Annotated in this window: 7 protein-coding genes; 3 read left to right on the top strand and 4 right to left on the bottom strand. The window is 68.6% G+C overall.

Features of this window, described 5'->3' with window-relative positions; all coding sequences use genetic code 11:
• Positions 1-41 precede the first annotated feature (41 nt).
• The gene (locus tag ACEN9Q_RS05190; protein ID WP_495627591.1) at positions 42-5,237 is read right to left on the bottom strand and encodes a RecQ family ATP-dependent DNA helicase; all 5,196 of its coding nucleotides are present in this window, start codon (positions 5,235-5,237) and stop codon (positions 42-44) included.
• A gap of 171 nt (positions 5,238-5,408) precedes the next feature.
• Positions 5,409-5,600, bottom strand: coding sequence for a hypothetical protein (locus ACEN9Q_RS05185; RefSeq protein WP_495627590.1), 192 nt, complete (start codon positions 5,598-5,600; stop codon positions 5,409-5,411).
• A gap of 234 nt (positions 5,601-5,834) precedes the next feature.
• Between ACEN9Q_RS05185 and ACEN9Q_RS05180 the strand changes: the two genes are divergently transcribed.
• A complete protein-coding gene (locus ACEN9Q_RS05180; RefSeq protein ID WP_495627589.1) occupies positions 5,835-6,845 on the top strand; it encodes a 5'-nucleotidase in 1,011 nt (336 codons plus the stop codon).
• Here ACEN9Q_RS05180 and pbpC read toward each other — a convergent pair.
• Entirely contained in the window at positions 6,755-8,962 is a 2,208-nt protein-coding gene (gene pbpC / locus ACEN9Q_RS05175) for a penicillin-binding protein 1C (RefSeq protein WP_495627588.1), read from the bottom strand. The two genes, ACEN9Q_RS05180 and pbpC, sit on opposite strands and share 91 nt — an antisense overlap.
• Before the next feature lie 7 nt (positions 8,963-8,969).
• On the bottom strand, positions 8,970-14,699 hold the full coding sequence (locus ACEN9Q_RS05170) for an alpha-2-macroglobulin family protein (RefSeq protein ID WP_495627587.1): 5,730 nt from the start codon (positions 14,697-14,699) through the stop codon (positions 8,970-8,972).
• Between the two features lie 204 nt (positions 14,700-14,903).
• On the opposite strand from ACEN9Q_RS05170, the gene ACEN9Q_RS05165 reads away from it, so the two are divergent.
• Together ACEN9Q_RS05165 and ACEN9Q_RS05160 are read left to right on the top strand one after the other, a co-directional pair.
• Positions 14,904-16,304: an L-cystine transporter gene (locus ACEN9Q_RS05165; RefSeq protein ID WP_495627586.1), complete on the top strand. Its 1,401-nt coding sequence runs from the start codon at positions 14,904-14,906 to the stop codon at positions 16,302-16,304.
• A 190-nt stretch (positions 16,305-16,494) separates the two neighbouring features.
• On the top strand, positions 16,495-17,259 hold the full coding sequence (locus ACEN9Q_RS05160) for a histidine phosphatase family protein (protein WP_056447648.1): 765 nt from the start codon (positions 16,495-16,497) through the stop codon (positions 17,257-17,259).
• Positions 17,260-17,263 lie beyond the last annotated feature (4 nt).

Below are 17,263 nucleotides of genomic sequence, written 5' to 3'. Positions count from 1 at the left end.
CCGTGGGAACCAGTGTCGACAGCGGCAAGATCCCGCTCCTTTCATGCCACCGGCTCGAATACCAGTTCAGGCAACACCACCTCCCATTGATCGCAGCACAGCAGGGCCTGGAACCCAGGTTCGCAGTCCTGTTTGCGCCGGACGATGATGGCATGCACACGTGCGTCCACGCAGCGCATCCCGGCGGGCGGCGCGAAGGCGCGCGCCAGCCGGCCGATGACCCGGCCATCCATGTCGCACAACTGCCAGCGGTCACTGACGGGCCGCAAGACGATAGTCGCGCCCGCGGCTAACCGGGCGACGGCGCCATGGATTTGATCGGCCGAAGGCAGGCGCCCGGTAAAGTCGAGATCGACCTCCTTCAGCGTCGGTCGCAAGTATCGGCGCGCGAGCTGGGCCGGGACGGGCCCCGGCGGCGGGAGGTCCCGGCGCAAGGCGCACGGTGCCTTGTCCAGGGCGGCGGCGAAGCGGTGCCCCCGGCCAAGCACCGCCAGCGCGAGCGTATGCCGCGCACGCGTCATAGCGACATAGAACAGGCGGCGCGGCGCGTCTGGATCTTCATTGTCGCCGACACGATTCCAGCCGCCGTCCAGCACCGCCACATGATCGAATTCCAACCCCTTGGCGCGGTGCGCGGTCAAGAGCAGAAGGCCGCGCTGGCGCCTGCGCACTTCCCGTCCCCATTCCGCTAGCCTTTCGATGAAGTGCTCGCGCGGCAGCACGGACTGCGCCGTCTCCAACCCATATTGCTCGACCGCGTCGCGCAACAAGGTCCACCAGGGGCCGTCCCGCTGAGCGGCAAGCCAGTCGCCGACATCGCCCGCGCTGATCAGTCCGTCTTCCCTGCCGCGCAGCCAGTCGACCAGGTCGCGCGCTTCGCGCAGGTGCCAGCAATGCACCATCTCTTCATCGGCCGTCTGTACCGGGATGCCGCGCAGTTCGCAATAGCTGCGCACAGGGTCCAGTGCCCGCCACTCGCGCGCGATGATCGCCGTCTTCGCCCAGTCCCAGGCGGGGTCCAGCGCGGCCAGGCGGCGCAGCTCGTCCACGACCACGACGGCCTGGGTCTGGGGCCTGTCGCCCGCCGGCAGCAGCTGTACACGCCCCTGCGCGACCGGGTCGATGTGCGCCCACGCGCCGCCGGGATCCGCCTTCTGCCGCGCCTGGTTGATGCGGACCGGATTTTTTGCTTTCATCCGGTCGGCGGCCGCTGCGATCACGCGGTTGGCGGCGTCGACGATGTGATGGCTCGAGCGGTAATTCTCGGTCAGGTACACGGGGCGCGCCGTGTAGTCGTTTTCGAAGCGCCGGATGTACTCGACGCTGGCACCGTCGAATGCGTAGATGTTCTGGTCGTCATCGCCGACGGCGAACAGCGTGAGGCGACCGTCTTTGTCCGCCCGCGTCCTGCCGGCGACCGCCGAAATCAGCGCGTACTGTTCCGGGCCGATGTCCTGGTATTCGTCCACGAGGACCCAGCGAAACCCGGACAGCAAGCGGTCCCGCTGCGTGTCCGCTTCGTCCGGCGCGGCCTCATCCCCTTTCAGCAGGGCGACCGCCTGCGCGATGACATCCTTGCAGGCCTGCTTGAAACCATATTCATCCTTCGCCGCATGCTTGCGGAAGCTCGTTCCGGTCAGCCGCATGGCGAAGGCATGGCAGGTCATGACGACGACGCCCCGGGCATCATCGCCGATCAGGTCGGCAAGGCGCTGGCGGATCTGCTGCGCGGCGTGGCGGTTGTACGCCAGCGCCAGGATGCCGTGCGGATTTTCCCGGCGCACCCGGATCAGGTAGGCGATGCGATGGACCAGGACCCGCGTCTTGCCAGAGCCGGGTCCGGCCAGCACCAGCACATTGGTCTGTTCGCGGTCGTCCGCCACGATTCTTTGCTGTTGCGGATGACGCAGATCGTCGACGATGACTGCCCACGAAACGGGTGTGGTCTGGCGCTCCAGTTCCTTGTGCTTTCCCGGCAGCCAGCGGCCCAGGAAGGTTTCGCGCTCGAGGCTGAAATAATCGAAGGCCAGCTTCAGGGCGTCGGCCATCATCTGCAGGCCGCGCCGTACGTATTCCGCCATCACGTGGATCTGCACCACCTGCTCGTCGTAATGCAGTTTCAGCGGCAGGAAGTCGGCCTTGGCGAAGTTGCGCCGTTCGGCCGAGAGGCGTATGGACATCGCGGGCCGGAACACCGCAAGCCCCTTGTTCAAACGGATGATGTCCTGTTCGTGCAGCCACAACAATGCCCGGTCGAGCAATTTCTCGAGGTGCCTGGCGGAAGCGGCCAGCGCGACGTCCTTGCTCAGTGCACCGCGCAGCTTGCCGAGGCTGGTTTCCGCCAGCAGGTCGGTGCCGCGCGCGCCCGGCGGCAATACGTCGAGCAAGTGCTGGAGCGCGCAAGCCGCCGCCTGCCGCCGCACCTCGGCCGTCCTGGCGAGCGCGTTCCAGTCGCGCTGCAGCGTGACGACGACGTTCTCGGCATCCAGGCGGCGCAGGCGGACGCTGCCGAGGCCACCGTCCTCGCCACGGCAATCCGCGGCGAGACTGTTAAGGATCCGAAGTATCCGTTCCGGCAGCGCCGTCGCGTGACCGGCGTCCTTGAGCGCTTGTGTCACGTGACGAAGTTGCAGTGTCGAGCTCTCGTTTTTCTGAAGGTCGGGCGCAGCCGTGCGCAAGCAGGACACCAGCGCGTCTTCCAGCGCGGCCGCCTCTTCCAGCCTCCTGGCCGATGCGCGAACGGTACCGGCATGGACAAACGCCGTGAGGACCGTGTCGTTGCTGGCGATGCCCAGGCGTTCAAGATCGTACAATGCGGCGCGGATTTTTTCAGCGGATAAACCCGATATACCCATCAGTTCGTCGGTGGAGATGCCGTCGTCCGGATCGGCCGCGATCAAGGTCCTGACTACTGCCAGCAATTGACGCCGGTAATCATCAAACAACGGCTGCCTGCTGAGCCGCTCTTCCGCTTCCTGCAACGAGCCGACCAGTAGCGACGACGGGAAAACCTGGACACGGTTTTCGTCGCGCTGCAGGAGTGCGGCTTCTTCCAGCCAGGAGATGGCCGTGCGCACGCGAGTGTCATCGGTCGCCGCGTCGCGCTCGAATACGCCGTCGGCTTCCTCCGACAGGATCTCGCCGGCGGTGACGACGAGTTCACCCGCGCCCTGCTTCTTCCTTTCCAGCGCGCGCAGGGCTTTCAGTACCGATTGGATTTCGCGCTGCGACAGCCGCGAGCGCGCCGACATGCCGAACTGGCGTTCGACATCCTCGGCCGTGTACATCAGCACGCAGCGCGCGTGAGCGCGGTCGCGTCCCGCGCGTCCGGCCTCCTGTAAATAGTTTTCGAGCGAACCGGGCATATCGGCGTGGACGACCAGCCGGACGTCCGGCTTGTCGATGCCCATCCCGAACGCATTGGTCGCCACGATCACCTGCAACTCGCCGTCGACGAAACGCTTTTGCGTGTCTTTCTTGGTCTCCGGCGGCAAGCCCGCGTGGAAATGAGCGGCCACCACGCCATTCTCACGCAGGAACCGCGCGATCTCTTCCGTCTGCTTGCGCGAGGCACAATACACGATGGCGCCGCCCTCGGCGCCCGACGGCAATTCGCTGCACAACAGTTGGTGCACGTGTGCGAATTTCTCCGCCGGCGTGGTCGGCATGACCTGGAAATCCAGGTTGTCGCGCGTGGCGCCGCCGTCGAGCACTTCCAGTTCGATGCCGACCTTGTCGCGGAAATACCCGACCATGTCGGCCACGACTTCCGGCTTGGCCGTGGCCGTCAGGCACAGCACGGGCGCCAGGCGATCCCTCGCTGATTCGCGGATGAAGCGTCCGACGTAGCGATAATCGGGACGGAACGCGTGGCCCCATTTGGAGAGGCAGTGTGCTTCGTCGAGCACCCACATGCCGATGTCGCGTTGCGCGAGAACGGCGCGGACGGTTTTACTGCGCAATTGTTCAGGGGCGATGATCAAGATGCCGACATCGCCGAGCCGCACCCTGTCCAGCACGTCGGCCCGCTCAGGCAGGGACAGCAGGCCATTGATGGCGGCGCTTGCGCCGATGCCGCGCGCTTCGAGGCCCGCCACCTGGTCGGCCATCAGCGCGACGAGCGGCGAAATCACGACGGTCAGCGCGCCCGTCTTGTCATAACGCGAGAGCGCCGGGATCTGGTAGCACAACGATTTCCCGGTACCAGTGGGCAGGATGCCGAGCACATGCTTGCCGGCCAGCGCCGCCTCCACGATCTTTTGCTGCAATGGCCGCCCGTCCGCATCCTTGGGTTCGGGGCGAAAAGCGGAAAACCCGAACCAACGCTTCAATTCCTTGCAGGCGTCGTGCCGTACGGCGCACCAGGCGCAACCGGGATCGCCGCAGGCCACGTCGCGCAGCCGCTGGACGATCCGTTCCGCTTCGGGAAATTGATGCCTGACCCAAGGCGGCATCACGGAGTTGCCTCCGGATACCGATAGCCAGGACAGCGCATACGACAACGCCCATCCGTGGTCGCGTGCACGCCGCCGCAGCTCGGCGGCATACGTCATGCAGCCCTCGCCGGCAAGGCACGCGTCGATGGCAACTACCGCCTCCTCGTCCGAAGGGCGCGGGCTGCGCCGGATCGTCGTGAAAAAGGCATTCAGGCCGGAGACCGTACCGTCCAGTGTGGTCAGCCAGTGCCAGGCGGCGAGCAAGTGGGGAGATGCCCGGGCCATGCTTTTGAGCGCGTTCAACTGGTCGCGGAAAACGTCCAGCGTGAGGCGTGCGTCCAGTTCTGGATCGTTCAGGCTGCCCCGTTGCAGCTTGCCGTCCTGGTAATGCTTGACCAGGTGATGATATGGATTGCGCGGAAAAGCGAGCGGATTGATGGACAGCGTATCGATGGCCGGCAACTCCAGCAGGCGCAGATCCGGCTTGGCGGCGGCCAGATGGACCCGGTCGAAGGCGACGAAATTATGGCCGAGCAAAAACGAGGCCGCCGATGCGAATTCGTCCAGCCGGCACAAGGCCGCCCGCAAGTCGCCCTGGCGATGGACGTAGGCCGCGCCGCTGTCGCCGCGCACCGCCGCGAGGGAATGAATTTTCCGGTCCCGGACGCCGACTTCGAGATCGATCGACACGCAGCGAGGCGCGAATGCGGCCACAGCGGCGGGCGGTCGAGACTCCTGTCCCGCCGCGAGCGAGGGTTCGGTGGAAACAAGCTGGCTTGTTGCGGATTCGTCGGACAACATACGTAAGTGAGCGCTCGGTGATCAAATGCGGACCGGTGCGCGCGTGTCGTACGGAACGCAAATCCATCCTGCGCGCCCCTGCCCGGGCACAGTTTATTACATTTGTAAAATCGAAAGGAATCTTTGGCAGCGAAAGAACGGCATCCTCCGGTACCGGACACGGTGGGCGATTCAGGTAGCCATCGCCTCTAATGCGGCAATATCGTCCGGATCGCGTGTCAACCTGTCCGCCGCCGCCCTGATCTTGCGGTAATACATACTGTTCCGGACGCCGCGATAATTCACGTATGCCTCCGCGACTGGGTCGGCCCGTCTTTCGCGCCTGGCCTTGTCGATCAGCGCCTGCAGGTAGCGGGTGCCCATCTGGATGATCGCGTGGAATGCGTCCGCCTCGGCATACAGTGCCGGCTCGGCGCGGCGCTGGACCGGTGGCCTGCACAGGTTATCGAGCCGGAACAGTTCCCGGTTCGCGACCGCCGGCTCGCCGCACCACTGATTTGTTGCTTGAACTCAAGTAATCCTCGGTGTCGGGCACCATAATTTCCGTAGGAATAGTCCTGCCGACGTGCAGGCCCGCAACCAAGGAATCCGATCATCATGCCCCTCGACCTTTCCGATACCCTCGTGGTCGGCATCTCCGCCACCGCCCTCTTCGACCTGGCGGAAGCCGACGCCCTCTACAAGGCCCGCTACGTCAAGAATCCCCAGAGCGCGCTGGAGGAATACCGCGCCTACATGCTCGAGCGCGAGAACGAACCGCTGCGCGACGGCACCGGCATGGCCCTCGTGCGCGCCCTGCTCGGCCTGAACCGCTACGCCCAGTCCGAGACGAAGCCGCTCGTCGAAGTCGTCGTCATGTCGCGCAACAGCCCGGAGACGGGCGTGCGCGTCTTCAACAATATCCGCTCGCGCGGGTTGCCGATCTCGCGCCACGCGTTCACCGGCGGCCAGTCCGTCGTCGATTACCTCGACGCGTTCGCCGTCGACCTGTTCCTGACGACCAATGTCGAAGACGCCCAGCGCGTGATCGACGCCCAGGCCTGCGCGGCCGCGATCCTGAAGCCGCCGCCGCACGCGGCCGAAGCGCCGCCCGACGACCAGGTCCGCATCGCCTTCGACGGCGACGCCGTGCTGTTCGACGACTCCAGTGAACTCGTGTACAAGACCGAGGGCCTGGACCGCTTCCACACGATCGAGGACGAAAAGCAGAACGAGCCGATGAAGGATGGCCCGTACGCGGTCCTGCTGCGCAGGCTGGCGCGCCTGCAGGAACGGCTGCCGTTCGGCGCGGACGTGTCGCCGGTGCGCATCGCCATCGTCACGGCGCGCAGCGCGCCGGCCGAGATGCGGGTCATCAATACCCTGCGCCATTGGGGCGTGTACGTGAACGAGATCTTCTTCCTCGGCGGCGTGCCCAAGTCGAAGGTGGTCAAGGCGTTCCGCGCCCACCTGTTCTTCGACGACCAGGACCTGCACCTCGATCCGGCCGCGCGCCACGTGCCGTCCGGCCGCGTGCCCTACCGTTCCGACTCGCCCCTGTTCACGCCGTTGCCGCTCGACCTGTCCGCCGATCCGCCGCTGCTGGTGGAAAAGGTCGAGGCGAGCTGACCGGGCGCCGCGCCGCGCACTTCGAACCGGGCGGCGGCGACCGCCCGGCCATCGCTCCCCACCAGTTTCAGTTCGTGCTCGCCCGGCAGCGGCGCCCACGTGGCCGCCTGCTCGGCCGGGCCGACGTCCGCATCATCCAGTTTCCAGCGCAGTCCCGCGCCGCCGTAGGCACGAAACCGCATGCGCTGCAGCGACGGCGGGATGTCCGGATCGAGTGCGATGATGCTGTCCGATGCCGGATACACGATCCGCGGCGCGCGCCGGGCCGGCGCCAGCACCTCGACCAACGGCGTCTCCGTGCCGCGCACGAACCATTCGCTGCGCTCGGGTTCCACGGCCGGCGCGAACCGCACCGTCTGGCGCACGACGCCGGGCGGCGCGGCCGGTGGCCGGCTCGGGCGGTCGCGGTGCAGGTAATCCATCACATCGCGCCACACGGGCGCCGCGCCGGACACGCCGGACACGTCCCACATCGAGCCGCCATCGAAGTTCCCGACCCACACGCCGACCGTGTAGCGGTCCGAAAAGCCCACGCACCAGTTGTCGCGCATGTCCTTGCTGGTGCCCGTCTTGACCGCGCTCCAGAAGCCCGTCGCGAGTTCGTTGGAGAGGCCGAACGTCGTGCTGCGGGCGGCGCGGTCGGACAGGATGTCGGCGACGATGAAGCTGGCGCGCGCATCCAGCACGCGCCGTTTCGCCGCTTGCCTCGCCGCTCCTGCGCGCGGCACGAACGTCACATCGTCCTGCATGCCGCCGTTGGCCAGCGTGCGGTAGGCGCCGGTCAGTTCCAGCAGGCTGACGTCGCCCGAACCGAGCGCCAGCGACCAGCCGTAGAACTCGGGCGCTTCGGTCAGGCTCGTGATACCGAGCTGGCGCAGGCGCTCATGAAAGCGTTCCAGCCCCGCCAGCATCAGCGTGCGCACGGCGGGCACGTTCAGCGAGCCCGCGAGGCTCGTTCGCACGCTGGCGGCGTCGCGGTACTGGTGGTCGTAGTTCTGCGGCACGTACAGGCCGCCGACCGTCGGGATGTCGACGGGCGTGTCGTCCAGCAGCGAGGCGGCCGTGAGCTGGCCCCGCTCCAGCGCCAGCTCGTACAGGAACGGCTTCAACGTGGACCCGGCCTGGCGCAGCGCCGTCACGCCGTCGACTTCGCTCGCGCCGTCGTTCGCGACGTACGCCCTCACCTCGCCGCTGGCATTGTCGATGACGACCACGGCGCCGTCGCCCACATTGCGTCCGGCCAGCTCGGCCAGCCGGCGGTGCAGCGTGGCGGCCACGTAGCGCTGCAGGCCGGCGTCGAGGGTGCTGCGCACGACGCTCCCCGGCCCCGCGCCGAGGCGGCGCACCAGCTGCGGCGTCGTGCCGGCTGCCGACGGCAGCGGCGCCGCCGTGCGCGCGAACGCGGCATCGACTTCCCATTCGATGGCCGCGCAATCCGTGCGCGGATCGAGCTCGCGCGCGAGCGCGCACGCGCGCCGCGCGACCGTCCGCGGCGGTGCCGCCGGCGCGCGCAACAGGCTCGCCAGGATCGCGGCCTCGCCCGCATCCAGCCCGGACGGCGCCTTGCCGAACAGCCCGCGCGCCGCGGCGCCGATGCCCTGCAGCTCGCCGCGGTAACTGGCCAGGTTCAGGTAGGCCTCGAGGATCTGGCGCTTGTTCCAGCCCGCCTCCAGATCCCGCGCCGCGAGCGCCTGGTCCCATTTGCTCGCCCACGTGCGGCCCGCCGAGCGCGGCGCCAGTTTCGGGTCGAGCAGGCCGGCGAGCTGCATCGTGATCGTCGAGGCGCCGCGCGTGCGCTGCACGCCGAACAGATTGTCCCACGCGGCCTTGCCGATGGCCTGGAAGTCGATGCCGCCGTGCTCCATGAAGCGCTGGTCCTCGGCCTGCAGCACGGCGCGGCCGAGCGTGGGCGAGATGTCGTCCAGCGCCACCCAGGCCAGCCGGCGGCCTTTCATGTCGACGCGCACCGTGTCGATGATCTCGCCATGCCGGTCCAGCAGGGTCGTGTCGGACGAGCGCCACGCGGCTTTCACATCCTGCGGCGTCGGCACGGCGGCGAGCGCCGGCGGCGCGGCCAGCAACAGCGGCAACAGTATCCACGCGAGGCGCGCTTTCATCGCGGCCTCACTGCACCACGACGCCCGCATTCGGCACCTCGCCGAACATCTCCGGCGCATACATGGCCTCGACCCGCGTGGGCGGCAGCGCGAAGCGGCCCCCGTTGTTCAGGCGTACCGTGTACTCGACGGTGAAGCGGCCCTTCGGCACCCACTCGTAGTACGCGCGGTAGCCGGTGTGCATGCGCTCCTCGAACGCGGGCCAGGTCCAGCCGGTGCGGCGTTCGCCGGCCGTGGCGATCTGCGAATCGCGTCCGAGGCCTGAACCGAGCACGCTGGCGCCGGCCGGCATCGGATCGTCGACGACGACCCACGTCATGTCGGATTGCGCGTCGATGTCGAGGTGGACGCGGTAGACGTCGCCGCGCGACCACGCGCCCTTGACCTTCTGCTCCACCGGCGTGACGGTGCGCGCGATGCGGTAGCCGGACGCCAGCGGCGCCGAAAGCGGCACGGCCGCCAGGCTCTGGACCGTCGCCCACGGCTTGCCGCCGCCGAGCTGGCGCAGCGTGAGGGTGGCGCGGCCCTCCGGCCAGCCCTGCAGCACGGTGGCCGGGGTCGGACCGGTCCAGCTGACGCCCTTCGCGCCGGCGCCGGCCAGCACGAGGTTCGCATTGCCCGTCACGGGCGCGCGCTCGTAGGCTTGCGCAAAATGCTTCAGCGCGACGACACCCCACGCGTTGGCCGGCGTGGTGTCCCAATGCCCGTGCTGCTGGCGGCCCAGCGTGCCGCGCGCGAGGCGGCCGGCATCGGCCTTCCACGCCGGGTCGCCCTGCGTCGCCAGCAGCAGGCGGTTGGCGTTGACGTCGGCCGACGTCATGAGCCACCACCAGTCATCCGTGCGCTCCGTCGAAAAGCCCATCGTCGTGCCCTGCAGGTTCAGGCGCGCGCGCAGGATCTGGCCGGCCTGGGCCAGGCGCGCGTCGTGCTGCGGCAGCGCCGGCGTGCGCTTGAGGACGAGATACCAGTCGATGACGGCGGACGTCGGCCACAGGTTCGGCTGGATCTCGATCGACTCCAGCATGGCCGGCCGCACGCCCGCGCCGCGCGACAGGGCTTCCAGCGCGGCCAGCTTGCGCACGGCCAGTTCGCCCGTCGCGCGGCCGTTCCCGCGCACGATCTTCCCTTCCACGAAGCCCGCGAGGCCCGCTTCCATGCGGCCGCGCAGCTCGTCGGGGATCGGATAGCCCGCCTCGTTCGTCAAGGACAGCACATAGGCCGTGAGCACGTCGCTGCCCTGCTCCATCGGCGCGAAATACTTGACGAGGCCATCGCCGTCGAGGTGCGCAGGCAGGGTCGCGACGACCTTGTCCCACAGCGCGCGGTCCTGCAGCGCCACGGCGCGCGACGTGCGCTGTTCGAAGCACGTGTACGGATACGCGGCCATGTAGTCGCGCACGCCCGGCAGCTCGTCGCCCAGGCGCGCCTGCAACGTGGTGCGGACGCCGCCGCGGCCCGGCAGCGCATCCGCCGGCCGCTCGACGGGCAGCGTCTGCGTGCCGTCGATCTGGATCAGGGTCGCCTGCAAGGTGCGCACCGGGACGGCGGCGGTCACCTGTTGCGTGATGCGCATGCGGTCGCCCGCGCCGCTGTCGTTGCTCGATGCGGCCACGTCCCACTGCAGCGCCGCGGCGCCGGCCGGCACCGTGTAGTCCCAGCCCGCTTCGCGCGACTCGCCCGGCGCCAGTGCGACGTCCTGGCGTGCCAGCGGCTGGCCCTTGCCGCGGTCGGCCGCGACGCTCGCGGACAGGGCCACCGTCAGCGGCCGGTCGGACGCGTTGCGCACCGTGAAGCCGGCGCGCAGGCGGTCGCCCTCGCGCACCTGCGGCGGCAGGCCGGACACGAGCATCAGGTCCTGCGACGTGCGGATGTCCGTGCGGCCCGTGCCGAACCGGCCCGCGCCGCTGCTGGCGACGGCGACAATGCGGAACGACGTCAGCGAATCGTTCAGCGGCACGTCGACGCGCGCCTCGCCGTTCGCGTCGAGGACGACCTTGCCCTTCCACAGCAGCAGCGTCTCGAACAGTTCGCGCCCGGCGCTCCGTCCGCCGCCGCCGCCGTGCGGGAACGCCTTGCGGCCGAAATGGCGCTTGCCGACCACCTGCATCTGCGCCGTCGAGGTCTCCACCTGCAGGCTCCGTTCGTGCATCATCGTGTCGAGCAGGTCCCAGCTCGTGTTGGGCATCAGCTCCAGCAGGCCGGCGTCGACGGCGGCCACGGCGACTTCGGTCCCGGCCGCGGGCCGCGTGCCGTCGGGGTGGCGCACGCGGATCGATACCTGCGCATGCTCGCGCACCTTGTAGACGGGCTTGTCGGCCGCCACGTCGACCTTGAGTTCGTGGCCGCCCCAGCCCACGCGGATCGGCGCGATGCCCAGTTTATAGGCCGGCTTGCCGAGGTCGACGAGCGCCGTCGGCTGCACGCCCGCCACGCGCCCGCGCACGACCAGGGCCGAGACGAACACGTTCGGCGCATAGCTGGCCTTCACGGGAATCGCAATCGTCTGGTCGCGCCCGGACAGGTGCCGCACGTACGTGTCGAGGATGCCTTCGCGTTCGACGGTCACGAGCACCGTCGCGCGGCGGAACGGGCTGCGCACCTGGAAGCGCGCCTGTTCGCCCGGCTCGTAGCGCTTTTGCGCCGGCAGCAGGTCGATGCGGTCGTGGTCGGCGTTCGCGAACCACTGCTCGTCATCGCCCGCCACGTAGATTTCGCGATGGGTCGCCGCCACGCGCTGCTGCGGATCGAGCGCGCGGGCGCGCAGGATCAAGTCGCCGTCGGTCGTGGCGCGCGTGTCGCACACGAGGATGCCGCGCGCGTCCGTCGTGCCGCTGCACGCCTCGCCCACGCGCTTGATTTCGCTGCTGTGTTCATACGCATAGAAGCCGCCGACGAGGCGGTGCCGGTGCGAATAGGTCGCACGCTTGAGCAGGTCGACCGTCACGGGCACGTTCGCCACCGGTTTGCCGGCGACGTCCAGCACGACGGCCTGGAATTTCAGCGCGTCGCGGCGCAGCAGCCAGCCTTCCGGCTTGATGCCGACCACCCAGGCCGACGGCCACAGCGGCACGCGCGTGGACACGGTCAGCGTCTCGCCGTTGGCGTCCTGGTACGACAGTTCGGCCAGCAGGCTTTTCGGCCGTTCGATCGCCGGCAGCTTGTCGACGACGATGCGCGCGCCGCCTGCGCGGTCCAGCAGCAAGGACTGCGTGCGCGCCACGTCCTGGCCCGGCGCGCCTTCCGATTCGTCCTCGTCGTCCTCGCCACCCCCGCCCTGGTCGACGACGCCTTCGCGCACGTCGCCCGCACCCAGCGTGAACTCGTCGTAGTCGGCGAACTGCACGCCGGTGTCCTGCACGACGCTGCGCAGTTTTACGGGCGCGAGGCCGGCCGGGCCGCCCGCGAGATAACTCACCTGCGCGTCGAGCGCGACGCTCTGCGGCGCCACCGCGGGCTGCCTGGGCCCCGCCAGCTGGGCCTTCATCGTCGGCACGCGGAACTGCTCGACCCGGAACTCGCCCGCGACCTGGCCGCCGATCAGCACATCGTACGCGCCGAGCTTCGCCTCGATGGGTATCGCCCACTCGCCCTCGGCGCTGCCGTTCGCCGCCCAGTGCAGCGCGAATTCGACCTTCTCGCCGCTGCCCTGGTGGACGAGGAAGCCGCGCGCGGGCAGCGCCGTCTTGTCCGTCCCGAGTTCCTGGGCGCGCCAGTCGCCCACTGTCGCCGGCGCGCGGTCCCGCGCGCGCACGAAGGCAAAACCCTGCTGCGTGCGGCGGCGCAGGTAATGCTTCATGTGGACGGTCTCGCCGGCGCGCAGCAAGGTCCGGTCGAACACCGTGGCGACGACCCGGCTGTCGTCGTCGCGGCTGCCGGTGGGCAGGTTGAAGCGCCACGCTTCGATGCCCTGCTGCCAGTCGGACAAGGTGAACGTGAAGTCGTCGCCGCGCGCGGCCGTCACCACGTAGACGTCGCTTTCCTTGCAGCGGGCACGGGGCAGCGCCTGGCGGATGCGCGCGATGCCGGATGCGTCGCTGGTCCCGCTCCACAGCAGCCGCGCGGCGCAGTCGCGCACTTCCACGCGCGCGCCGGCCACCGGCCGGCCCTTGTCGAGCGACGTCACCCACACGAGCGACGATTGCGCGCCCAGCTTGAAGTGCGCCGCCATGTTGGTGACGAGGGCCGCGCTGCGCACATAGGCCGTGCGCCGCTTGCCGTTCAGCGCGGTGCCCAGGCGCGGACTGGCCAGTTCGACGGCGTAGAAGCCGGGCTGGCGCAGCGGGATGCCGATCACCTCGAACGCGCGGCGGCCGTGCGGCTTCGGCAGGGTGAAGCGCTGCAGCGCGGCCGGCTCGACGCCTTTGAAAATCGACACCTTCATCTGGTCGCCGTCCGGCTGGCTCGGATGCAGGCCGCCGTGCGGACCGGCGACCTTGCGCAGCCACGCGAGCACGTCGGCCGTGCGGCCGGCATCCAGGCGCATGGCCGTGCCGTCCGTGTGCATGCGGCCGGCCAATCGGGCCTCGACGTTGCGCACCGTGACGGGCAGCAGCCGGTCGCCGTGGGCCTCGATGATGCCGAACGGCGCCGCGAACTTGACGAGCGGCGGCTGCTCGCCGGTACGCACCGCGAGCGGAAAGCGGCCCGCGTCGACGAGCGGGCGGCCGGCATCGTCGCGCAGGCCGGCGGGCAGGTGCAGCGTGAGGCGGGCCTGTTCCGGGAACGGCCCCGGCAGGCTGACCTGGCTGACGACGTCCGGCACCTGGTCGCCTTCCTTCGCCAGGCGCGCCGGCCAGCGTTTGCCGCCCGGTCCTTCCAGGTAGATCCGCGCCGCGTCGGCCGCGTGGACCGGTGCGCTGAAATTCACGCGCATCGGCTGGAACGGGATGCACTGGGAGCGCGCGTTGACTTTCTCGCAGTTGAAGCGGGCCGTGAAATCGGCGCGGGTCTTGAACGCGAGCGTCTGGTCCTTGTCCGTCGCGATCCCGTTCGGCGCGGCCACGCCGGCGCCCCAGACGAGGGCCACTTCCGCGCTCGCGGGCAGCGTGCGGCGGCATTGCAGCACGACGATGCGGGCCAGGCGCCCGGCCTTCTCGTCGGCGCGCAGGCGGGCATCGGTGTAGGCCCCGAGGTCCTCGTCGCCCTTGTCCTCGGCCACGACCTGGCGCGCGAACCAGCGGCCGTTCTGCAACGCCTGTGCGCGCCGGTCGCCGCGCAGCAGCGTCACGGCGATCTTTTCGCTGACGCCGTCGGCGCGGCACCAGGCCTGTTTCAGGATGCTCTCGTCCGTTGCCGGGGCGGACAGCGTCAGCATGAAGGCCTGCTGCTCGTCGATGTTCTCGTCCCCTTCGCGCGGCAGGGTTTCCAGCACGGCGGGGCCGCCGGTGGCGACGCTGAACTCGCGCCGTCCCGCAAGCGGCTGGCCGGCCAGGTCGTGCACATTCGTCTTGAGCGTGAAGCGGCAACGCGTCGCGCCCGGCAGGTCGCGGTCGAAATCGTAGCTCCACGTCTGCGCATCGACCCAGCGGGCGCTGCCCGGCACGGGGCAGTCGACGTCGAACGGCGTGTCCGCGCGCAGGTCGCCGAACGCCACCATCGGCTGCGTGAAGCGCGCCACCGCCTGGCGCACGCGGCGCACCTGCCCGTCGGGCGAAAAACCGGAGACCGTGGTCTGCGCCCACGCGCCCGACCAGCAGCACAACAACACGAGGCACAGCATGCGGCGCAGGACGGCCATGGAATCTCCTGGAGATGGCGAAAGGACAACGGTTGAGTGTTGCAAACTCGGCTTGCAGTGTCAACAACATTTAACACTTTGCAACGCGACGCGCGTTGAAGGGACGGCGCCCCTCATGCAGACCCGCATGATTGGCTATAGAATGCGTTTCTTATATTTCCTGTGCGCACAAAACGCGGGCGGGCAACGCAACACGAGGACACCATGAGTCTCCCCTTGATCCTGAACCTGGCCATCGCCCTCGCGTTCTGCGGCCTGCTGTACGCGATGCAGCAACGCCACCTGTCCTTCACGAAGCGCGTGTTCACCGGCCTCGGCCTGGGGATCGTGCTCGGCGCCGCCTTCCAGGCGTTCTACGGCAACGTTTCGCCTGTCATCGGGCAGACGAATGCCTACCTCGACATCGTCGGCACCGGCTACGTCAAACTGCTGCAGATGATCATCATGCCGCTGATCATGGTCTCGATCATCCAGGCGATCCTCAAGCTGCGCGACGCCTCCTCGCTCGGCAAGATCAGCGCGCTGACGATCGGCACGCTGATGGCCACGACGGCCATCGCCGCGGCGATCGGCATCCTGATGGCCAAGCTGTACGGCTTGACCGCCGTCGGCCTGACGTCGAGCGCGGCCGAGATCGCGCGCGGACACTATCTGGAAGGCAAACTGTCGACCGCCCAGGACGTGTCGCTGCCGACCATGATCCTGTCGTTCATTCCGGAAAACCCCTTCCTCGACATGACGGGCGCGCGCAAGACGTCGACGATCGCCGTCGTGCTGTTCTCGATCTTCATCGGCGTCTCGGCCACCGGCATCGCCGGCAAGAAGCCGGAGGTCTTCGACAAGTTCAGCGAATTCGTCCACGTCGCCCACGTGATCGTGATGCGCATGGTGACGCTCGTGCTGCGCCTCACCCCGTTCGGCGTGTTCGCGCTCATCACGCAGGTCGTCGCCAGCTCCAGCCTGCAGGACATCCTGAACCTGATCGGCTTCGTGATGGCCTCGTACAGCGCGCTGATCCTGATGTTCGGCGTGCACCTCGTGATCATCGCGGCCGTGGGCCTGAACCCGGGCCGCTACGTGAAAAAGATCTTCCCCGTGCTGGCGTTCGCGTTCACGTCGCGCACGTCGGCCGGGTCGATTCCGATGAGCGTGCAGACGCAGACCGCGCGCCTCGGCACGCCGGAAGGCATCGCCAACTTCGCCGCGTCGTTCGGCTCGATGATGGGCCAGAACGGCTGCGCGGGCATCTATCCGGCGATGCTCGCCGTGATGATCGCGCCGACCGTCGGCATCGATCCGTTCACCGCCGCGTTCCTGCTGCCGCTCATCGGCGTCGTGACGATCGGCTCCGTCGGCGTGGCCGGCGTGGGCGGCGGCGCCACGTTCGCCGCCCTCATCGTCCTGTCGGCGCTGAACCTGCCCGTCGCGCTGGCCGGCCTCCTGATTTCCATCGAACCGCTGATCGACATGGGACGCACCGCGCTCAACGTCAGCGGTGCCATCACGGCCGGCACCTTCGCCAGCCGCGTGCTCGGCCAGACCGACATGAAGGTGTTCGACAGCGACGCCGAGGTCAACCTGGACAGCGAAGAACAAGTGGTGTGAAGCCCGCCGCCCGGCGGCGCCAGCCCGGCCGGGCTCGCCATGCCGCCGGCCACATTCGCGCGCTTCCCGCGCTGCCGTAAGACATCGCCTACACGTCGGTTCGGCACACATTTTCGCTGGGAATCGTGCGCGGAAATCCCGCCGAATCCGTCTATGATCGCGTCATGTCAAAATCACAAACGGTCGGATGATGGATCAGAAATGGCCACAGGAAATCTGGCTCGTCAGGCACGGACAAAGCGCCGGCAATGTCGCGCGCGATGCCGCGGAGGCGGCCTCGGGCCTCCTCATCGACATCGCCGAACGCGACGTCGACGTGCCCCTGTCCGAGCTGGGCGTGCGCCAGTCGCAGGCACTCTCGACCTGGTTCGCCGCGCTGCCGCGCGAGGCCCAGCCGAACGTCGTGCTGCATTCGCCGTACGTGCGCGCGGCCGAGACCGCCAACATCCTGATGCAGCGGCTCGACCGCGACGACCTGCTGGCCGTGCATGCCGACGAGCGCCTGCGCGAAAAGGAGTTCGGCATCCTCGACCGCCTGACCGTGCGCGGCATTGCCGAGAAATATCCCGAGCTCCATGAGCAACGCCACCACGTCGGCAAGTTCTATTTCCGCCCGCCCGGCGGCGAGAGCTGGTGCGACGTCATCCTGCGCCTGCGCAGCGTGCTCGACACGATGACGCGCGAGTACTCGCGCGAGCGCGTGCTGATCGTCGCGCACCAGGTCATCGTCAACTGCTTCCGCTACCTGCTGGAGCGGATGGACGAGGCGACGATCCTCGCGCAGGACCGCTCCGGCGACGTGCCGAACTGCTCCGTCACCTCGTACGCCTTCGACCCCACGCTGGGCAAGCGCGGCAAACTGACGGTACGCCTGGTCAACTTCGTCGCGCCGCTCGAAGACAGCGGCACGCCCGTCACGGTCGCCAAAGACCAGCCCACCGCCGCCAAGGCCTGAGGTT

This window comes from Massilia sp. Masssp93 (assembly GCF_059491295.1).
Note: the sequence above shows the minus strand (reverse complement) of the source record. Positions and strands in the feature narration are given on the sequence as shown.